The sequence below is a fragment of the Wolbachia endosymbiont of Oedothorax gibbosus genome (assembly GCF_936270145.1).
GTDB lineage: Bacteria > Pseudomonadota > Alphaproteobacteria > Rickettsiales > Anaplasmataceae > Wolbachia.
The window spans coordinates 270,824-290,290 of sequence record NZ_OW370537.1 but is presented as its reverse complement, the minus strand read 5'-3'; the positions used below and the strand labels follow the sequence as shown (position 1 = coordinate 290,290).

General features: G+C 33.8%; 22 protein-coding genes and 3 pseudogenes. 6 read left to right on the top strand and 19 right to left on the bottom strand.

All coding sequences use genetic code 11. The features are described from left to right. The 4 genes and pseudogenes from yidC (at position 1) to NBW37_RS07835 (ending at position 3,693) form a co-directional block, all read left to right on the top strand. A complete protein-coding gene (yidC, locus tag NBW37_RS01515; RefSeq protein WP_250296644.1) occupies positions 1–1,710 on the top strand; it encodes a membrane protein insertase YidC in 1,710 nt (569 codons plus the stop codon). After that, on the top strand, positions 1,688–2,116 hold the full coding sequence (locus tag NBW37_RS01510; RefSeq protein ID WP_250296643.1) for a 6,7-dimethyl-8-ribityllumazine synthase: 429 nt from the start codon (positions 1,688–1,690) through the stop codon (positions 2,114–2,116). Before yidC ends, NBW37_RS01510 begins: the two co-directional genes overlap by 23 nt. Continuing rightward, positions 2,116–2,598: a transcription antitermination factor NusB gene (nusB, locus tag NBW37_RS01505; protein ID WP_250296642.1), complete on the top strand. Its 483-nt coding sequence runs from the start codon at positions 2,116–2,118 to the stop codon at positions 2,596–2,598. Before NBW37_RS01510 ends, nusB begins: the two co-directional genes overlap by 1 nt. A 197-nt stretch (positions 2,599–2,795) precedes the next feature. Next, positions 2,796–3,693 (top strand): annotated as a pseudogene (locus NBW37_RS07835) (IS5 family transposase). A 617-nt stretch (positions 3,694–4,310) separates the two neighbouring features. Here the strand turns inward: NBW37_RS07835 and NBW37_RS01490 are convergent. Then, a complete protein-coding gene (locus NBW37_RS01490) occupies positions 4,311–5,831 on the bottom strand; it encodes an HlyD family type I secretion periplasmic adaptor subunit (protein WP_250296641.1) in 1,521 nt (506 codons plus the stop codon). A gap of 266 nt (positions 5,832–6,097) precedes the next feature. Between NBW37_RS01490 and fabG the strand changes: the two genes are divergently transcribed. Together fabG and NBW37_RS01480 are read left to right on the top strand one after the other, a co-directional pair. Beyond that, entirely contained in the window at positions 6,098–6,832 is a 735-nt protein-coding gene (gene fabG / locus NBW37_RS01485) for a 3-oxoacyl-[acyl-carrier-protein] reductase (RefSeq protein WP_250296640.1), read from the top strand. A 95-nt stretch (positions 6,833–6,927) separates the two neighbouring features. Then, positions 6,928–7,257 carry a TrbC/VirB2 family protein gene (locus NBW37_RS01480; protein ID WP_250296639.1) on the top strand — a complete coding sequence of 110 codons (330 nt, stop codon included), beginning with the start codon at positions 6,928–6,930 and terminating at the stop codon, positions 7,255–7,257. A gap of 28 nt (positions 7,258–7,285) precedes the next feature. Here the strand turns inward: NBW37_RS01480 and NBW37_RS01475 are convergent. The 18 genes and pseudogenes from NBW37_RS01475 to rplF all read right to left on the bottom strand — a co-directional run. Then, positions 7,286–8,344: pseudogene (locus tag NBW37_RS01475) on the bottom strand (M48 family metalloprotease); the annotation flags it as partial. Positions 8,345–8,360: 16 nt separating this feature from the next. Beyond that, positions 8,361–9,187, bottom strand: a protein-coding gene (locus NBW37_RS01470; protein WP_250295852.1) for an IS5 family transposase whose coding sequence is annotated in 2 segments (ribosomal slippage) — positions 8,361–8,800 and positions 8,800–9,187 — 828 coding nt in all. Because the reading frame shifts where the segments join, the coding sequence is not laid out codon by codon here. 45 nt (positions 9,188–9,232) lie between these two features. Beyond that, positions 9,233–9,463 (bottom strand): annotated as a pseudogene (locus NBW37_RS01465) (M48 family metalloprotease); the annotation flags it as partial. 71 nt (positions 9,464–9,534) lie between these two features. Continuing rightward, complete coding sequence (ribB, locus tag NBW37_RS01460) at positions 9,535–10,188, bottom strand: 3,4-dihydroxy-2-butanone-4-phosphate synthase (protein ID WP_250296638.1); 654 nt, start codon at positions 10,186–10,188, stop codon at positions 9,535–9,537. A 6-nt stretch (positions 10,189–10,194) separates the two neighbouring features. Next, entirely contained in the window at positions 10,195–10,689 is a 495-nt protein-coding gene (gene greA / locus NBW37_RS01455; RefSeq protein ID WP_250296637.1) for a transcription elongation factor GreA, read from the bottom strand. A gap of 9 nt (positions 10,690–10,698) precedes the next feature. Next, entirely contained in the window at positions 10,699–12,240 is a 1,542-nt protein-coding gene (atpA, locus tag NBW37_RS01450; RefSeq protein ID WP_250296636.1) for a F0F1 ATP synthase subunit alpha, read from the bottom strand. Next, a complete protein-coding gene (atpH, locus tag NBW37_RS01445) occupies positions 12,237–12,797 on the bottom strand; it encodes an ATP synthase F1 subunit delta (RefSeq protein ID WP_250296635.1) in 561 nt (186 codons plus the stop codon). Before atpH ends, atpA begins: the two co-directional genes overlap by 4 nt. 41 nt (positions 12,798–12,838) lie before the next feature. Then, complete coding sequence (locus tag NBW37_RS01440; RefSeq protein ID WP_250296634.1) at positions 12,839–13,189, bottom strand: YraN family protein; 351 nt, start codon at positions 13,187–13,189, stop codon at positions 12,839–12,841. 16 nt (positions 13,190–13,205) lie between these two features. Further along, positions 13,206–13,634, bottom strand: a complete 429-nt coding sequence (gene rplQ / locus NBW37_RS01435; protein WP_250296633.1) for a 50S ribosomal protein L17 — start codon at positions 13,632–13,634, stop codon at positions 13,206–13,208. A 7-nt stretch (positions 13,635–13,641) separates the two neighbouring features. After that, a complete protein-coding gene (locus NBW37_RS01430) occupies positions 13,642–14,709 on the bottom strand; it encodes a DNA-directed RNA polymerase subunit alpha (RefSeq protein ID WP_250296632.1) in 1,068 nt (355 codons plus the stop codon). A 21-nt stretch (positions 14,710–14,730) separates the two neighbouring features. Next, entirely contained in the window at positions 14,731–15,117 is a 387-nt protein-coding gene (rpsK, locus tag NBW37_RS01425; RefSeq protein ID WP_250296631.1) for a 30S ribosomal protein S11, read from the bottom strand. A 24-nt stretch (positions 15,118–15,141) separates the two neighbouring features. After that, on the bottom strand, positions 15,142–15,510 hold the full coding sequence (gene rpsM, locus NBW37_RS01420; protein ID WP_250296630.1) for a 30S ribosomal protein S13: 369 nt from the start codon (positions 15,508–15,510) through the stop codon (positions 15,142–15,144). Between the two features lie 59 nt (positions 15,511–15,569). Beyond that, positions 15,570–16,211: an adenylate kinase family protein gene (locus NBW37_RS01415; protein WP_250296629.1), complete on the bottom strand. Its 642-nt coding sequence runs from the start codon at positions 16,209–16,211 to the stop codon at positions 15,570–15,572. Further along, positions 16,208–17,536 (bottom strand): preprotein translocase subunit SecY, encoded by a 1,329-nt coding sequence (gene secY / locus NBW37_RS01410; protein ID WP_250296628.1) that lies wholly within the window; start codon positions 17,534–17,536, stop codon positions 16,208–16,210. Before secY ends, NBW37_RS01415 begins: the two co-directional genes overlap by 4 nt. A gap of 3 nt (positions 17,537–17,539) precedes the next feature. Continuing rightward, a complete protein-coding gene (rplO, locus tag NBW37_RS01405) occupies positions 17,540–18,010 on the bottom strand; it encodes a 50S ribosomal protein L15 (RefSeq protein WP_250296627.1) in 471 nt (156 codons plus the stop codon). A 3-nt stretch (positions 18,011–18,013) separates the two neighbouring features. Further along, a complete protein-coding gene (gene rpsE / locus NBW37_RS01400; protein WP_010962748.1) occupies positions 18,014–18,526 on the bottom strand; it encodes a 30S ribosomal protein S5 in 513 nt (170 codons plus the stop codon). Between the two features lie 12 nt (positions 18,527–18,538). Next, positions 18,539–18,910 (bottom strand): 50S ribosomal protein L18, encoded by a 372-nt coding sequence (gene rplR, locus NBW37_RS01395; protein WP_250296626.1) that lies wholly within the window; start codon positions 18,908–18,910, stop codon positions 18,539–18,541. 5 nt (positions 18,911–18,915) lie between these two features. Beyond that, positions 18,916–19,461: a 50S ribosomal protein L6 gene (gene rplF, locus NBW37_RS01390; RefSeq protein ID WP_250296625.1), complete on the bottom strand. Its 546-nt coding sequence runs from the start codon at positions 19,459–19,461 to the stop codon at positions 18,916–18,918. Between the last annotated feature and the right edge of the window lie 6 nt (positions 19,462–19,467).

Here is a 19,467-nt window from a genome sequence, read left to right as displayed (position 1 = left end):
ATGTCAGAAGCAAAAAGTTTAATTTTAGCAGCTATCCTTTCCATGTTGATCATGGTATCTTGGCGTATTATTTATGATAATTTTTTTAGTGCAAACCAAAATCAGCCATTGATTGAAAATATTGAACATATCGAATCTTTTAACGACCTTGCTCCTATAATACACCAAAATCGTTCTGAAATTATTAATTCTACTCGAGAACAGAGGGTTAGTTTAACCAATAACATGATTAAAGGATCAATTTCTCTGAAAGGTGCAAGGTTTGATGACTTAATTTTAACTAATTACCACTTAGAACCGAGTTCTTCTTCTCCACAAGTGGTGTTACTTTCACCTGCAGAATCAAAAGATGTATATTTCGCTGAATTTGGGTGGCTCGATCCGAATAACAAGATTAAAGTTCCAGATTCTAAGGCAGTCTGGCAAGCAGATAAACTCAATCAAAAAGAGGTCAATTTATTTTGGGATAATGAAAATGGCATTGTGTTTAAAATGAAAATTAGCCTCGACGATAACTACATGTTTAAGGTTGAGCAAATTATTGAAAACAATACAAAAGATAATGTAGTTTTGGTTCCTTATGGTAAAATTAACCGTAAACGTGATAATATTAATGAATCTTATTGGATATCACATGAGGGAGTACTGGGTGCATTTGATAATAAACTAGAGGAGTGGACATATAAGGATATCGCCAAGAAACATTTAATAAAAGCAAATTCAAGTGAAAAAAATTGGTTTGGTTTTGCTGATAAATACTGGCTTACAGCGATCATACCTGAGAAATCCGATAAAATAAATGTAAGCATTAAACACACAAACGTTAATAATACTGATAAATTCCAAGTAGATTTTGTCAAACCTTACAAGAGCATACTTCCTGGTGCAAGCACTTCTAATGTGAATTATTTTTTTGCTGGAGCAAAAAAGTTGAATTTACTGGATTCTTATAAGGATACTCTCAATATACCTTTGTTTGATAAAGCTGTAGATTTTGGTGTTCTTTATTTTATAACTAAGCCAGTGTTTTTACTGCTTGAATATTTTAACTTCGTTTTAAAAAATTTTGGCTTAGCAATATTATTGCTGACTTTAGTAATCAAACTTTTGATGCTTCCCTTATCTAATAGATCATATATTTCGATGTTCAAGGTGAAAAGCCTGCAGCCTGAATTAACTCGTATAAAAGAGCTGTATAAAAGTGACAGCTTAAAGCAGCACAAAGAGACAATTGCATTGTTCAAAAAAAACAACGTAAACCCAATGTCAAGCATCTTTCCTATGCTAATACAAATACCGGTATTTTTTGCTTTATATAAAGTATTATTTGTTACTATAGAGATGAGACACGCCCCTTTTTATTTATGGATTAAGGATCTTTCAGCTCCTGACCCAACGAACATCTTTACGTTATTTGGGTTGTTTAATTATAACTTTCCTATTTCTATAGGCATTTTGCCTATAATTTTTGGTATTACTATAATAATTCAGCAAAAGCTAAACGAAAAAGATCAGGCCAATAAAGATGATATTCAAGTTAATGTTATGAAGTTTTTGCCTTACATTTCTGTCTTTATTTTTTCTTCCTTTCCTGCAGGCCTGGTAATATATTGGATATTCAGTAATGTCATAACTTTAATTCAACAATCATTAATAAAGTTGTTTTTAACGAAAAAAGTGGTAGTAAATGTCGAAAATACTAATAGTTAATTCGGTTTATTATGCTGAAATAGCAAACCTTTTGCTTGAAGGTGCAATTGATAAATTAAAAGGCAGCAATACTAGTTACAATGTAGTTGAAGTTCCTGGTGCATTCGAGATACCAGCTACAATTCTTTTTGCGGTCAAAAGTAGGAATGCTAATTATGACGGTTATTTAGCTCTTGGGTGCGTAATTCGCGGTGAAACCGATCATTATCAATATGTTTGTAAAGGAGTAATTGAAGGCTTAAATGCAGTTGTTATGCATTATGCAATGCCCCTTGGTATGGGCGTAATTACCGCTGACAGCAAAGATAAAGCACTAATTAGAGCTGACAAAAACAAAAAGAACGTTGGTGGCCATGCAGCCTCAACTGTTTTGCGTATGATAGATTTATACAATAAATTAAAATAATGGAGGAAAAACCAGTAGATAAAAAGTGGCGCATAAAAAGAAGCACGGCAAGATTTCTTGCTGTACAAATTGCTTATTCAAATATTTTCGTAGGTTACAACAAAAGCACTTTTAAATTGGAAAATTGTGAGCTTAAGGACTACATAAGTAAGTTGAAAGATATATTTGAATGTGAAGAATTTGAACATCAGTTCTTAGAAAATTTGTTATATAAGGTTATAAAAAGCAGTGAAGAATATGATAAAATAATAGAGTCTTATTTACACCCAAGTTGGTCCCTCTCACGGTTAAATCTTATAAGCTTATCTATCTTGCGCGTTGCAATATGTGAGTTGATTAATCATGACACGCCAGTTCCAGTTGTCATTAATGAGTATACTAACATTGCATCTGATTTACTTGATAAATCAAGCGAAATTGGTTTTATTAATGGGTTATTGGATAAGGCAAAAGATGCAGTTAAATTAAATAAAAATCCTTAGCAGTTATAACCAGCAAGCACAAGGTGTCATCTGAGTAGCTGACACTGGCTTCCATATCAAAAATAGACTTCTTGCGTTATCTCCTGTCATCCAAGTAGCTGACACTGGGATGGCTTTGTTGCATAGCAACTGAAAAAATCTGGTGGCTACTGACAAAATTCATTATAAAATAGCCATTTAACCTTGAAAGAAAAAATATGCCACAAAAAATGAGGGTCAGTAACCATAGCGAATATAACAAATTTCTAGAAAAAAGAGGAAATATTTTTCATTATATCAACGAAGCCATAGAAAAGTGGTACGAGAATGGTCCAAAAATACCAGGTGGCAACAATATTTATAGCGATAAAGTTGTAATTTTGGTGCACATAATAACTTGTTTATTTAGAATAGGCCTGAGTTGGGTTTATAGCAGGATACCTTGAGCAAATTGGGAAAAATTTGCAAGTTATCAGCTATTCACAAGCATCAAAAGAAACTCAATATTAAGATCAATGATTGCAGAAAATAATATGGAAGATATCGAAATTGCTATAGACAGTACAGGAATTAGTATATACAACAACACATAGCAAAGAAAATAGCGAAGATAGAAAGTATCGCAGCTATGAACAGACAAGAAAATTGCATGTAATGTTGAATACAAACAGCAAAAAAGCCATAGCTGTAAAATACAGTAACGGTGTCTACTCTGATCACTATGGAGCTTGTGATTTGCTAAAAGAAGTTGATTTTCAGCATGCCATAAAAGCACTATATGCAGATAGGGCATATGACAGAGAAAAGCTCTATAAGCTGTGTAATCAATATGGTATAAAAACGAAAATTCCTCCGAAAAACAACGCAGCAGAGCATCCAAAATTGGATTATATGCTTGATAGAAATGCCGCTATTCAGTTAATGAAATTACATGGTGAGAATGGTATAAAAAGATGGAAAGAAGAAGTAAATTACGGAAAAAGATCGTATATTGAAGGATTTTTCTCAAGGTTGAAGCGAATATTTGGGTTTAGTTTTAGGAGCAAATCTGAGATTAATCGTGAGAAGGAACTGCTACTCAAGTGTTATTTGCTTAACAAATTTACTGATGGCTAAGTTTGAGATAGCTTCATGAATTTATTGTACGTTACCTACTATCCGAAGAGCGATGCAACAAAGCCATTCCAGTGTCAGCTACTTGGATGACACTTTCCGTATAAACATTAACCAAGCGAAAAAAAAGGCAAAAGAAGCCCCGTGGTTGGCTAATTACTTACATTATACTTTCAAGTATGGCGTTTTTTTATTCTAAACGTCTAATAACCGCGATTCAGTTGCTTTTAAACCGCAACTAATCTAAATTATAAACGTTAAGAAATTTACTAAACAGAAAAAAAGGCAAAAGAAACCCTAGGGTAGCTAGTTATTCACTATCCATTTTTTAAGTTGGCGTTTTTTTATGTTTTAAACAGCGCGTTTCAGCTTATGTAGGTAGAAGTTTTATAAAGACATAAGGTGCACATAGTGCAAAAAATTAAACATGAGACGCCAGATACGTGAGTTTTTTTGTCATTTAATCTGTACAGAGAAGATAAATAAATAGCTTCAATTTCATGATAAGGGCGCTGGTGGAGTTTGTCAAGTAAGTTTTGTGTTTCTATTCCCAATGGTATATGGTTATGCAAGAAGTCCACTCTAAGATCTTAGCACCGTTATGAAAAAGCTACTCTAATCTACCTTTCTATAAAAGACCTATCAACTGTTGCAATTATAGGTGTAAACAAGAATGATAAAAGAGTACGGGATTGAGTAACTATGTACACTTCTGCTGGCATACCAGGGTATAGGTATACGTTTTTAAACTGAGCAAGCTCTGACTTTGGTATCACTACGCGCACTGAATAATAACGCCCTAGTCTTGGATCATCAAGAGCATCAGGAGAAATATGGCTTACTATACCACTAATTAAACTTAAACGGCGTGCACTGTAAGCACTTAACCGAACTTTAACCTTTAGCCCTTCTAGCCCATCAATAGAAACTATGTTGCTATCTTTCTTTTGCGCTGACAGTATCTCTTCTATGTTTCTAGTTTGAATTTTAGCATCTATTATTAAGTCATCATCCGATGGCACTACGCTCATGATCGGAACTCCAGATTGTATAACACCACCTTCAGTATGGTATCTTATATCTGTAACTATCCCCTCTTGAGGGGATTTAATTATTGTACGTGCCAGTGAATCTTCAGCAACCATCAGCCTCTCTTTCAAATCTGCAATAGACGTACTAACTTCCTTAAGTTCAGCGTTTGCTCTTTCTTGAGAATCGTTTCTCACGTTTATAATTTCTAATTCGTTCTCTCCAATTTTTTGCTGCACTTGAGATATTGCAGAACGGTAATGTCCAACTCTGCCTTCAATTTCAGCAAACTGTTTTTCTAAAGCTAAAATGTGTGGTTTGCTTATATGGCCACTATCAAGTAATTGTCTTTTTGTTTCCAACTCTTCAGTTATCAAGTCATATTGCTTATGAGCTGCATTTAGCTGAAAGTTTAGCCCAGCTAATTCATCATTTAACTGCTTTATACGTTGTTGCAGTATGTCTGTTTTTCCCAATATGCTCTTTCTCTGAGAGTTGAACAACTTTACTTGATTCTTTATCGCTTTATTTACAAGTTCATCGTTAGATAATTTTTTAACCTCATCAGGAAACTCAAGCGTGTCTAAATCTCCTCTGATTGCAAGAAGCCTTGCTTCTGTTGCTAAAAATGATAAGAGCTTCTCTTTGATAATACTTAAATTCGCCTTCTCGTTAACATCACTCAACAAAACTAGAGGCTCATTTTTTTTAACTGCTTGGCTCTCTTTTACTAAAATTTTGCTTATTATTCCTCCGCCCAAGTGTTGAACTATTTTCCTATTTGAAGATACAATAACTTCTCCACTTGCATGCACCGCCCCGTCAATTGGAGCTATAGCCGACCAAATACCACCTATCCCAAAAAAGATGAGTATCACTATCAGACCAAAAGATAGTGGCCCCCATGTTACTTTCAGAACTTCATTTACGTTATTACTTTCGCGTTTTAAAATAAAATTTATCATCACATCAATCCATGCGAACGTCTTATCCAAAAATTTTGGGTACTTCTTCTTTTTATTTTTTGCTCCTTGCATATTTATATTATCACTATGGCCAATCAGGCCTGTCAAAGAAAATCCAGCGCTAAGCTTTTTTAACTTACTTATCATAATACTACTGTGAATTTGTGTTAACTCAAGATAACACACAAAAACAAAGAATCTATAATTTAAGCATTCCATTTAGACTGTAGAGCACCAGAATAAACTATTTAGTAACAATTCCTGCATCAACTATGTTTTTAAAATTTCTTGACGTTTAACTTTATTATAACTTTTCCTTTATTTTGTGAATATCTGAGTTACTTATATTGTGTAAGAAATCTATTGCCAACCAGTCAATATTCTGTTAGGAATTAAGATAATATAAAGTTATTATGTTTAAATTGGAAAGCAGAAAGTTCCTAATCACTGGCGCATCAGGCGGAATAGGGCAAGCAATTGTAAAAATTATGCACGAAGCCGGAGCAACTTTATGTATTTCTGGCACAAAAAAAGAAGTGCTCGAAGGAGTTGCTAAACAATATGAAAAAAACATGCATGTACTCCCTTGTGATTTATCAAATGCTGAGGAAGTAAATCAACTGGTAAATAGAGCAAGTGAGTTGATGGAAGGCTTTGACGGGCTCGTATGCAATGCGGGTATTACGCGAGACAGTTTATTATTGAGAATGACAGATGAAGCATGGCAAAAAGTAATTGATATTAACTTGAGTTCTACATTTAAGCTGAGTAGAGAAGCATGCAGGAAACTAATTAAGAATAATTGGGGAAGAATTATAAATATTTCCTCAATAATAGGGCTAACAGGAAACGCCGGGCAAGCAAATTATGCAGCGTCTAAAGCTGGAATAATAGCTATGAGCAAATCTATAGCAAAAGAAGTTGCAAGTCGTAATGTAACAGTAAATTGTATTGCCCCTGGGTTTATAGATACTAAAATGACTGAAGTTTTAAATGAAGAACAAAAGGGAAAAATATTAGATAATATTCCAATGAAAAGAATGGGAACAGGGGAAGAAATAGCAGCAGGGGTCTTATTTTTAGCAAGTGATGAAGCAAAATATATAACAGGGCATGTGCTTAACATTAATGGTGGGTTATTTATGTAGCAACACTTATGTATGGACAAATTATAATTTTTACTTTAAGATAAAAATATGTGTAGGTTTAAGTTTGCGTTAGTTTATTATTTAGAGGCAAAAAAATGAGCTCTATAATAGGATTTTTTGGTGTTTTTTGTGTAGTATTGCTTTCCTCTTTCTCAGGTTATGCAGCTGACCCTGATATGGATGACACAACTAAAGTAATATGCAATATTATTGGTTATGTTTGGGGGATAGGCGGTCCACTTATGACAATAGTAATAATTGGTGCATCCTTGCTTGCAATATTTGGCAGGATGCCGTGGCCAGCCCTCTTTGCTCTTGGCATGTTCTGTGGTGTATTTTTTGGCGCTAAAACTATCATAACGAAAATTATGCCCAACGTAAGCGATGAAGCAAAAACTATGTTGGAACAGTGTGGAAAGAAATAACCCATAAAAGTACAGAAATGCTTTTTTGTTATCCATTAAATCGTTTCATATCTTCAACTTGCAACAAATAAGGGCTATCTTTTGGTAGGGTTTTAACAGCTAGCTCAGCATATTTTGTAAATTGCTTTAAATCACCTTCAATACAAGCCTTTTTTGTCAAAGCAAAATAATGCATTGCCGTATCAGCTTCACATTTATATGCAATGCTTAAATACTTCCAGACAAAAGCGTTATTTGGTTCTACATTCAAAATCTGCTCCAAGTAAAAAATCGCCTTTTTTGCATCACCGTGTAATAATAAAGTATGAGATAATGCAAGTTTCACTAAATAACTGTTTTTCTCAGATAAATACCTAAGCGATTCTTCATACATTTTTATTGCTTCACTTAAATTTCCAGCCTTGTATAGCATTTCTGCTTTTAATTCATACAGGTATGGGTCATTGCGTGACTCTTGAATCAATGAATTAACTTTAGCAATAGCCTCTTCTATCTTTCCTTGCCTATAGCAAACTATAGCATTTACATACTCAGAATTATCTTCATATTTATTAGATAACACATGAATAGGAGCAAAGAAAGAGTCTAGCTTTGCAACCACACGTTCAAACTTTAGTAACTTATCCGCAAAAATTGGTTTTACGTTGTTTTTGACCTTATAATTTTGTACAGCAAATATGCGTTTCTCACTAAGTGGGTGAGTGCGGAAATATTCCTCGGTGTTCTCATGCTCAATACTTTTAAAATAATCAAAAATCTCTTTCATACCTGAATTATCATAGTTAGATTCATCAAGGTATCTTAAAGCATAGCTGTCTGCTACACTTTCTTGCTCTTGAGAATAGTTAAAAAACAGCCTTGAACTGAGCGCTACACCACTAAGCAAAATTGCACCAGCAACCTGAGGGTTAATGATAATACTAGAAACTAATCCTACCATATAACTAATCATTGCTATCGATTGAAAATAACCCATAGCACTACTCATTTGCAATATATGACCAGCAGATATGTGAGCAATCTCATGTGCTAATATACCAAGCAGGACATAAGGTTTAGCCGAATATCGTAAAAGCCCTAAATGAATAGACTTCTTTCAAAATTCATGTAGGGAGCTCAAAATTGTGAATTGCAGCAATCAAATTAAACCTTAAACCAAAACGTTTTCGTCGGTTTCTATACCTGTACGAGATGATTTTAAACCTTTTCAATAAGCCAATTACGTTTTCAACAATTGCCCTTTGGCTCATAAGTGCTCTGTTCTCTTTTTTTTGTTCTTTGCTTAACGGATTCTTTTTCGTTTTTCTGTGCGGTAATACAACATTTTTGTGTATCTTCTGCATTCCCCTGTAGCCGGCATCAGCTAAGATTTTAGTTTGCGGCAATACTGCTACCTTTGATTCTCTAAACATCCGAAAATCGTGTTTTCTACCATTCGAGAAAGACGTGCATATGACTTTTTTACTCTTCTTCTCTGTTACTATTTGTGTTTTTATAGTATGCCTTTTTTTCTTTCCAGAGTAAAAGCGTTTTTGTTTTTTTTTGGCCTCTCTACTGGCGTTTCAGTTCCATCTATTACTAAAACTTCATATTCTACATCACTCTTTAATAGCTCTTTTTTTCCTGGTAATGCAAAATCTGGATGTTTTATTAATGTGTCTTCTACCCATCTTATCACTTTAAAACTGTTACTTTCACTCATGCCATAGCTTTGCCCAATATGAAAATATGTACGATATTCTCTTATATATTCCAGTGCCATAAGTAGCCTGTCTTCTATGCAAAGTTTACTTTTTCTTCCACTTCTAGCTTTTTTTCTTTTATCCTCCACTTCTAGAATTTCTACCATTCGCTCAAATGTTGCTTTTTTTACCCCTGTTAAACGTCGAAACTTTTCTCCTTCTAACTTTTCTATTTCCTTATATTTCATTCTTTCAAATACTTCATCTTACACTCCCTCTAACAATTTTGAAAGAAGTCTAATGAAGATACTGTTATTGTTAATTACAAAAGCATTAATCGAATTGTCATTAATTATAAAAACTTTTATTTGCTCATGATCAACATCCGCAGCAGAAAATAAAGGTTGCGCTAGCTCTTTCACTATCGCTTCCACTTCACTATCTCTAATAATATTAATAGAGTAAGCATTATTATAATATGCAAGAAAGAACAATAAGGTCAAAAACTTAGCAATTCTAAACATGAAAATTCTGTGCTTGTATAATTTATAGGAATTCTATATTTTAACACTTAAATTATACAAATTTATAAACGCTAGTTTAAATTTTTAACGTAACTGATAAGTTTGTCGATGGTAGTTAACTTAATTTTATGTTGTTCAGCAAATTTAAGTAACTGAGGTAAGCGCATCATAGAGCCATCATCATTCACTAATTCACACCCTACAGCTGCATGATTAAGACCAACCAACTTTGCTATTTCAACACTTGCTTCAGTGTGACCATTGCGTGCTAAAACCCCGCCTTCATTTGCAATAATAGGGAAAACATGCCCTGGAGTAATAATATCGTCCTTAGTACTCTTTTCATCAATGGCGGTAAGTATCGTATGTGTTCTATCATAAGCAGAAACACCTGTTGTGATACCATAACGTGCATCAATTGATGTAGTAAATGCAGTATGAGGAGCAATCTTTTCGTCTACATTACTTCTCTCCATAAACTCAAGATCTAGTTTACTCATATGAAGCTTTGTCATAGCTAAAAATACAATACCAGTACCGTATCTAACCATAAAAGCCATATGTTCCGGCTTTATTTTCTCAGCTAAGACAATCAAATCACCTTCATTCTCTCTACTTTCATCATCAACTAAAATGAATAATTTACCGGAACGAGCATCCTCTAATACATCTTCCACAGAAGAAATGCCGGGTAGACTCATTGAAGCATAAGTGGCCTGTACCATAATAATTTACTTAAATTCAATCTTAACTATTTTATACAATTTCTCTCCATTTGGCACTGTCACTTCCACATACTCGCCGACTTTTTTGCCAATTAAGGCACTCCCAAGTGGTGAACTAGTAGATATTAACTGCTTTGAAACATCAGCTTCATATTCGCCTACAACCTTATACACATATTCCATTTCACCGTTATTATCACTTAACATGCTTAATGTCACAGTTGCACCAAACATTACTGAATCACCAGACAAATTTTTTACTTCTATTACTTCCGCATGTGAGAGCTTACTTTCTATCTCCATTATACGGCCTTCAATAAAACCTAACCTTTCCCGTGCTGCATGATACTCTGCGTTTTCAGACAAATCACCTTGATCACGAGCATCAGAAATAGCCTGTATCACAGAAGGTTTCTCTTCCTTTAATTTTTCAAGTTCGGCTTGCATATTCTCAAAACCTTCACTCGTTATAGGAAATTTATTAATAATGGATGAAGCCATAATCACCACCTAAACGCAATTAAATTGAGTAACGAAATTACTCACAATGTTAAAAATATCACCTTTTATATCATCACTCATGTCATTTGACAACTTTTTTAAAACCCCAGGATGCACAGTATGAAAATAATTAATAAGATCATGTTCAAATTTATTAATGTAACTTATTTGTATTTTACTTAACTGATTATATAGGTTAGAAAAAATATACATCAGCACTACTTGCTCTTCTATTGACATAGGTAAATGTTGTTTTTGCTTTAATAACTCGACAAGATATTTACCCTTATTCAAGGATAATTGAACACTAGCATCAAGATCAGAACCAAATTTTGCGAAATCTTCTAATTCTCTATACTGAGCTAAGCTTAGCTTTATAGAACCAGCAACTTTCTTCACAGACTTTAGTTGTGCAGCAGAACCAACCCGTGAAACTGACAAGCCTATATTTACTGCAGGTCGAAATCCTTTATAAAATAATTCAGACTCAAGAAAGATCTGCCCATCGGTAATTGAAATAACATTTGTTGGCACATATGCAGATACATCACCAGCTTGAGTTTCGACAATTGGCAAAGCAGTTAAAGACCCCTGCCCTTTTTTATCAGACATTTTAGCAGCTCTTTCAAGCAAGCGAGAATGTACATAGAATATATCTCCAGGGTAAGCTTCACGACCAGGAGGACGTCTGAGCAATAAAGACATCTGCCTATATGCTACAGCATGCTTAGATAAATCATCATATACAATCAAACAATGCATTCCATTGTCACGAAAAAATTCCCCAATAGTGCAACCAGCATAGGGTGCTAAAAATTGCATAGGCGCGCAGTCAGATGCACTAGCCACAACTACAGTTGTATACTCTAATGCTCCACTTTCTTTTAGCTTATTTACCACTTTTGCTACCGTTGAAATTTTTTGTCCAATAGCAACATAAACACAGTAAACTTTTTGATTTTCGTCTACTTCATCATTAATCTTCTTCTGATTTATAATAGTATCAAGCGCAATAGTAGTTTTACCAATTTGTCTATCGCCAATAATTAATTCACGCTGCCCTCTACCTATTGGAATTAGCAAATCTATAATTTTAATTCCTGTTTGCAGTGGCTCATGCACAGATTTACGATCAATAATGCCTGGCGCTTTGGATTCTATATCCATCCTATTTTTAGTTCTAATTTCTCCGCAACCATCTATAGGCTGACCTAATGCATTTACAACTCTTCCTAATAATTCATGCCCTACAGGTACCTGCACAACATTACCACTACATTTTACAACATCCCCTTCTTTTACATCACGGTCATTACCAAGCACAACTATTCCAGCCGTATCATGATCTAAATCAAGAACTATTCCTTCTATACCGCTTGCAAAAAATACCTTTTCACCAAATTTTGCTTTTTCCAGCCCATAAACCAACGCGATACCATCTGTGACTGCAATCACTTCACCTATATTTTCCCGCTTTATAGGATTATCAAATGTCTCAACTTTTTCCCTTATTACACTTGCTATCTCAGAAACATTCATATTGTTCTTCATACAAAATTCCTTACTTTTAATATTTCCATTTTACTTAAGTCAACCAATCTATCTAAGTAACTTTTTAGCGAAGCATCGATCAAATTAAAACCATACCTAACTACGAAGCCACCTAGTATAGAAGAGTCAACCACATTGCTTACTTTTATTATTTTACCAAGAAAGCTCAAAGATTCAGTAATTATTTTTACATCAGATTCCTTTAAAGTTTCTGCTGACTTTATAGTAATTTCGAATTCATTTTCATTTTCTCTTGCAAGACTTAAGAATTTTTCTAATATAAGGATCAATAAACTAGAGCGTTTATTTGCAAATATAACCATAATAAATTTTACTAAATTCTCACTCAAGTGCTCATTTATAGAAAGTATCACTTCTTTTTTGTGTGCAAAAGAAATCATAGGATGAGATAGGTACACAAAAACATCACGTTGATCCTTAAAAAAAGCCAATAAAAATTCTACTTCTTTCCTTATAATACCTAACCTGCTTCCTGAGACATGAAACAGCACTCTAGCGTAAGATGAAACTAAATTATTGTATTGGGTCTTTTTCATATTAAATCCAGTAAATCTAAATTAATTCAGCTACAAATCTTTCATTCTTCAATCCAAGCATTTTTTATATAAACAGGTCTTCTCTTTAAGGAAAGAAAATATAAATCATATCTGACTGAATAATCTAAAAAACTAAGGTTTTTACTTAAGAAATACTTAGAAGAATTTATAATAGACTGACATTGAAGATGAGATATCGGTATTTCTTTTCCAAGCAAACTTGTTTTAACTTCTATAAAAATCAGCTCCTTTTTTTTAGATACAATTAAGTCAATTTCACCGAACTTACAACGGTAACGGCGTTTTATAACATTATACCATTTCAGCTTTAAATATGCCAAAACTAACAATTCGCCAAAGTAACCTACAAAGTAGCGTAACCTACTTACCATAAGAAGAACAATTATATTAACTTTGTGTAACTACTTTGCCTCCTTCTCTATTTTTACTATAAACCTTACCTCTTGCTGCAACATCCCTATCAACCAATTCTACCACTGCCATTGAAGCACAATCACCCTTTCGAGTGCTAAATTTTATTATTCTAGAATACCCACCTTTACGATCTTGATAACGGCTGGCTAAGACGTTTAATAACTTATCAACTGCTAACTTACTATTATGAAGGCGTGAAAGCAAAAGTCTTCTACCATGTAAAGTATTCTTATTCTTAGCAATTGTAATAAACTTTTCGACATATGGACGAAGTTCCTTAGCTTTTGGTAAAGTAGTCACAATCTGCTCATGGTTAATTAATGAGATAGATAGATTCTTTAACATCGATAATCTATGTTCAGTGCAACGAGATAGTTTACGTTTTTTTATTCCATGTTTCATATATCACCTAATCTTCATCAGTATGTTGTTTAGCCAACTCATCTATATCTTTAGGCGGCCAGTTTAGCACATTCATACCTAAAGACAAGCCAAAATTAACCAAAACTGCCTTAATCTCATTCAAAGACTTTCTGCCAAAATTAGCAGTTCTTAACATTTCACCTTCTGTCTTCTGCACAAGATCACCTATATAAGTGATGTTTTCGTTTTTCAGACAGTTATGAGACCTGACAGATAATTCCATTTCATCTACCTTACGCAATAAGACAGGGTCATAACCCAAGTCTTTAGCACCACTAGACGAAGAAGCTTGCGATTTTTTATAACTCACATCAGAACTAATAAAGGGCTGAAGTTGCTCCTGTAATATTCTTGCAGCAAAGTCAACAGCTTGACTCGGAGAGATTGTACCATCAGTTTCAATTGACAATATCAGCTTATCCTTATCAGTAACTTGGCCAACACGACTGTTCTCTACCTTGTACGAAACCCTGTTGACAGGGCTATACAAAGCATTAACTGGAATAAAACCTATTAAATCCTGTTCGCTCATAAGCTTCACAAGTTCATTTTCTTTATATTTAGTTATAGGAAGATAACCTTTTCCGCTAGCCACATATATGGTCATGTTAAGCTCTATATTTTGCCCCAGCGTACATATTAACAAATCTTTATTAACAATAGAGCATTGATTATCTGTTTCTATCATCCCAGCTAATACCTGGCAAGGCCCTTTAGCGTTTAATTTTAAGCATTTATTAGAAGCACCATTTAATTTACATCTCAACATGCCCATATTTAATACTATATCAGTTACGTCTTCTCTCACCCCTTGAATTGAAGTAAACTCATGAGTTACACCTTCAATTTTTATTCCATAAACAGCACTACCTTTAAGAGAAGATAACATTACACGTCTTAATGCATTACCTAATGTTAAAGCAAAACCACTTTCCAACGGTTCTAGCACTACATCACTTTTTTCACTGGAATCATCTGATATTACCTTAACTGAACTAGGTTTAATCAATTTATCTAAATTGCTACAGAGAGAAACATCATTATTATAATACATAAAACAACCTTTTTAAATATCCTATACTCTTCTTTTTTTTCTTAACCTGCACCCATTATGAGGAATTGCGGTTTTATCTGCAATTGAAGTCACAGTCAACCCACAGTTCTGAAGTGCTTTAACCGCAGCTTCGGTACCAAAGCCAGGACCACGAATTATTACAGAGACAACCTTCATACCAAATCTCTCCATTGCATTCTTCGCAGCAGCCTCTGCAGCCTTACCTGCAGCATAAGGTGTGGATTTTCTCGAACCTGAAAAACCACATGCACCCACAGAAGTTTGACATAGCGTATTACCATGAACATCAGTTACATTTACAAAAGTATTATTAAAAGTTGCACGAATATGGACAACACCAGTAATAAACTCCTTTGTACTCTTACCAACCGTTTTGACTTTTTTCATTAAAACTCACAATAATAATAAATTTTATTTTTTCCCAGCAATAGGCAACCGAGATCTACCTTTACGAGTCTTAGCATTAGTATGAGTCCTTTGCCCTCTCACAGGTAAACCTTTTCTATGTCTCACTCCTCTATAGCATCCCATTTCCACTAAAGATTTTATGTTCATAGCCACTTCTTTTCTGAGCTCACCTTCTATAACATAATTTTGTCTAATGAAACTGCTGATCTTTTCTATATCTTCATCTCGTAATTCTGAAACACGTTTGCACTTATCAATTTCACAAGCGTGGCAAATTATATTCGCAGTAGCAATACCTATACCATATATATAAGTTAATGCAAAAGGAATACATTTCCTCACTGGAATATTTATGCCTGCAATACGTGCCACTGGTACCTCGATACTTTATTAATAACAATTCTTAATTTATACCATAAAACAACTCAAAGTCAAACCAAATTACAAGAAATTTTACTTTCAATCTCTTGCGTTACCTCATCAACACTCAAATTAGCGTCAATTGTTAATAATTTGCCTTTATAATACTCGCGTAAATCTTTCATTTGAAGGTGATATTCACTTATTCTCTTATTAATTGCAGACATATCAGCATCATCAATTCTTTTCTCTAACTTCGTACTTTTACATTTAGCACAAGTAGTACTCTTAAAAGAAGATACACTATATATACTTTTACAGTCCAAACACGCAAGACGATTTTTTAATCTATCGATTGCAATATTATCGTCAAGCTGCAGCTCAATTACAATATCAACACCTGTACTATATTTCTCCTGCAAAACTTGAGTTAAGAAATGAGCTTGGTTTAAATTTCTCGGAAACCCATCTAATAAGCAATTACCATCCACTGATGCAAGCTGGTCACGTAATAATTCACATATAATTTCATCTTGAATTAAATTACCAGATTCCACAGTACCCTTTATTTTTTTACCTAACTCACTACTGCTAGATATAATATTCCTTAATAAATCCCCTACTGAAATTAATTTTAAATTATATTTTGCTATTAACAAGCTTGACTGAGTACCTTTACCAGAACCTGGAGGACCAAAAATCGTAATGATCATCTTACTTTCCTCGTTTTAGACTCATATTTCTTTATCCAGCTGTCGTACCTATTCGAAAAAATATAAGATTGTATTTGCATAATAGTATCAGTAATAACGTTCACTATAATTAGCAAGCTCGTTCCACCAAAAATAAATGGTATATCATAATAATATCTCATAACTTCAGGTACAGTACATATGACTACCAAATACGCAGAACCAATAAATGTCAATTTAAAAACTATATCTTGAAGGTAATCAGAAGTATGTTTCCCAGGCCTTCTACCAGGTATAAAACCACCATTTTTTTTAAGAAAATCTGCATTTTCCTCTGGATTAAATATAAAATTAGTATAGAAAAAATTAAAAAATACTATCAGCACCAAATAGGCTGCAATATATACTACTTTATTTGCCATAAAGTAATTCAAAATAAAATCAGAAAAAGCGTGCCCCTTATAGAAATTTGCAATTGAAATAGGTGTCAATAAAATTGCATTAGCAAAAATGGTTGGTACTACACCAGATAAATTAATCTTCAATGGAATATAAGTAAAATCGTCATTATGTAATCTCTTAAATTGCTTTTTAGGATATTGAACAACAACTTTTCTATAAGAAGACTCTACAAAAATGACTAAGAGTAACAGCAAAAAAAACAATACCAAAACAAAAAGGATAATAAATAACGATACGCTACCGTTTTTATTTAACGTTAACAGAGATGACAAAGCGCTGTGTAACTCTGATATTATGCCCGTAAAAATGATTAATGAGATACCGTTGCCTATACCGCTAGCACTGATTCGTTCACCAAGCCATATTAAAAGCATAGTTCCACCTAAAAGGCTGAAAACACCTATTGTACGAAACATAACACCAGGTTCGATTACAACCAATACCCCTTCCCTATTCATCCCTTCCAATCCAACCAAAATTGGAATTGATTGAAATACACAAATTACTATGGTCAGATAGCGTATATAAGAATTCATCTTTCTACGGCCTGACTCTCCATCATTCTTAACTTCCTTCATTCCTTTAATCGCAGAAGAAAGCAACTGAATAATGATAGAAGCCATTATATATGGCATAACGTTCAATGCTAGAATTGTCATTCTAGCCAATGCACCACCAGAAAATAAATTAAATACTCCAAAAACGCCTGAGCCCTCTTTGGGAAATATATCATTAATTACATCAAGATTAATTCCAGGAATAGGTACATAAGTACCTAAACGGTAACAAATTAAAGCCATTAGCGTAAAAAATATACGCTTTAATAAATCGCCTTTATATAACAACGTAGGATCCAAGCTATTAAATGCGGATTTACTGCTCATGATTTACAATAGTATTTCCACACTGCCACCAGACGAAGCTACAGATTTTTTCGCAGCTTCTGACGCAGAATCAACATGAAACACAAATTTTTCGCTCAACTTACCTTTATTAAGAAGTTTAATTTTATCCTTAATAGACTTTATAAAACCTAATTTATACAGCCTCTCCTTATCTATAACAGAGTCTTTCACTATTTTTTTAGCTTCCATTAAGCGCTGTATATCGCCAACATTAATTATAGAGTATATGTTCCTACGTATAGGCTTAAAACCTCTTTTAGGCAAACGAGTATATATAGACTGTTGTCCACCCTCAAAACCATTTATAGAAACTCCACTTCTAGCCTTCTGCCCTTTATGCCCTCTACCAGATGTTTTACCTTTACCACAACCGATACCTCTACCCAGCAACTTAGGCTTCTTTTTCTTAGATAATTTAGTAAATATAGAGTTTAATTTTACAGCATTATTCATACTTTACCTGTTTCCAACTATCTCGCTAATCTTTTTGCCTCTTTTGCTTGCCACCTGACGAGGAGACAACATACTATCAAAAGCCTTAAACACCGCACATATAACGTTATGAGGATTATTTGATCTAGTAGATTTAGCTACCACATCCTTTATACCTAACACCTCAAAAACTGACCTAATCGCTCCACCAGCAATAATACCTGTTCCGGCTCTTGCGGTTCTTAAAACTATCTCACCAGAACAAAATTTAGCTTTAATATCATGATGCAAAGTTCTACCTTCACGCAAGTACACTCTAATCATAGATTTCTTTGCAGCATTTACAGCTTTGACTCTTGCTTCAGCAACTTCTGCGTGCTTACCTATTCCACATCCTACCCTACCCTTCTCATCGCCAACAACAACCAAAATTGAAAATGAAAATCTTCTACCACCTTTGGTAACCGTTGTTACTCTTCGTACCGAAACTAAAAGCTCTGATAAATCATTATTATTTTGTAAATTCTTTATAGCCATATTCAAACCCTTCTAAAACTCAAATCCAGAACTTCTTAAAGCCTCAGCAAACTGAGAAACTAATCCTGTATATTTATACGCTCCACGATCAAACGTAAGCTGCTGCTCTAATTTCATGCCAGATAGACGCTCAACCATTAAAGAAGAAACCTGTTTTATAGTTTCAGCATTGACCTTCCTTTTACATACTCCCCTAATTTTAGCATCTAAAGTAGAAGCAGAAGTGAGAGTTACTCCTTGTGCATCGTTAATTAACTGAACATAAAAATGTTTATTAGATTTAAATATGGATATACGTAAACGCTCAACACCATTATTGAGTTTCTTTCTATTACGTAACTTCCTTTTTTCAGAATTACTTAAAAAATTATACGATCTTTTCATTTTAATTACTTCTTTTTACTTACAACCTTACGCAGCATAAATTTGCCTTTTATTACAATACCCTTACCTTTATAAGGATCATATTTTCTAATTTTGCATATATCAGACGCCACCATATAGACCTTCTGCTTATCCATACCACTAACTACTAAGTGAGTTGGCTTTATGCACTTAATCTCAACATCTTTAGGCACTTTATATTTAACATTATGGCTATAACCAAGATACAAAGTCAAATACTTACCATCACACTCTGCCTTATATCCAACACCGTTGATCTCAAGATTAACAGAAAAACCATTAACCATACCGTTAATGATATTATTAATATTACTCCTATAAGTACCCCACATAGGCTTTATTTCATCATAATCATCTTTATCTTGATCAACAGAAAGCAATAGCTGATTATCAATAATCTGACACACAACATCCCTGATCAAGCTAACTTCTTTTTCAGCCTTAGCACTCTTTATTAACATACTACCATTATTATATTCAACTGAAATACCAGCAGGAATATTGATAGGAGCAGCACCTATACGAGACATAAATTT

Bases quoted from the DNA above. Each gene is read 5' to 3' on its own strand.
- yidC (WP_250296644.1), top strand. From the start codon at position 1: ATGTCAGAAGCAAAAAGTTTAATTTTAGCAGCTATCCTTTCCATGTTG.
- NBW37_RS01510 (WP_250296643.1), top strand. From the start codon at position 1,688: ATGTCGAAAATACTAATAGTTAATTCGGTTTATTATGCTGAAATAGCA.
- nusB (WP_250296642.1), top strand. From the start codon at position 2,116: ATGGAGGAAAAACCAGTAGATAAAAAGTGGCGCATAAAAAGAAGCACG.
- NBW37_RS01490 (WP_250296641.1), bottom strand. From the start codon at position 5,831: ATGATAAGTAAGTTAAAAAAGCTTAGCGCTGGATTTTCTTTGACAGGC.
- fabG (WP_250296640.1), top strand. From the start codon at position 6,098: ATGTTTAAATTGGAAAGCAGAAAGTTCCTAATCACTGGCGCATCAGGC.
- NBW37_RS01480 (WP_250296639.1), top strand. From the start codon at position 6,928: ATGAGCTCTATAATAGGATTTTTTGGTGTTTTTTGTGTAGTATTGCTT.
- ribB (WP_250296638.1), bottom strand. From the start codon at position 10,188: ATGGTACAGGCCACTTATGCTTCAATGAGTCTACCCGGCATTTCTTCT.
- greA (WP_250296637.1), bottom strand. From the start codon at position 10,689: ATGGCTTCATCCATTATTAATAAATTTCCTATAACGAGTGAAGGTTTT.
- atpA (WP_250296636.1), bottom strand. From the start codon at position 12,240: ATGAAGAACAATATGAATGTTTCTGAGATAGCAAGTGTAATAAGGGAA.
- atpH (WP_250296635.1), bottom strand. From the start codon at position 12,797: ATGAAAAAGACCCAATACAATAATTTAGTTTCATCTTACGCTAGAGTG.
- NBW37_RS01440 (WP_250296634.1), bottom strand. From the start codon at position 13,189: ATGGTAAGTAGGTTACGCTACTTTGTAGGTTACTTTGGCGAATTGTTA.
- rplQ (WP_250296633.1), bottom strand. From the start codon at position 13,634: ATGAAACATGGAATAAAAAAACGTAAACTATCTCGTTGCACTGAACAT.
- NBW37_RS01430 (WP_250296632.1), bottom strand. From the start codon at position 14,709: ATGTATTATAATAATGATGTTTCTCTCTGTAGCAATTTAGATAAATTG.
- rpsK (WP_250296631.1), bottom strand. From the start codon at position 15,117: ATGAAAAAAGTCAAAACGGTTGGTAAGAGTACAAAGGAGTTTATTACT.
- NBW37_RS01415 (WP_250296629.1), bottom strand. From the start codon at position 16,211: ATGATCATTACGATTTTTGGTCCTCCAGGTTCTGGTAAAGGTACTCAG.
- secY (WP_250296628.1), bottom strand. From the start codon at position 17,536: ATGAGCAGTAAATCCGCATTTAATAGCTTGGATCCTACGTTGTTATAT.
- rplO (WP_250296627.1), bottom strand. From the start codon at position 18,010: ATGAATAATGCTGTAAAATTAAACTCTATATTTACTAAATTATCTAAG.
- rpsE (WP_010962748.1), bottom strand. From the start codon at position 18,526: ATGGCTATAAAGAATTTACAAAATAATAATGATTTATCAGAGCTTTTA.
- rplR (WP_250296626.1), bottom strand. From the start codon at position 18,910: ATGAAAAGATCGTATAATTTTTTAAGTAATTCTGAAAAAAGGAAGTTA.
- rplF (WP_250296625.1), bottom strand. From the start codon at position 19,461: ATGTCTCGTATAGGTGCTGCTCCTATCAATATTCCTGCTGGTATTTCA.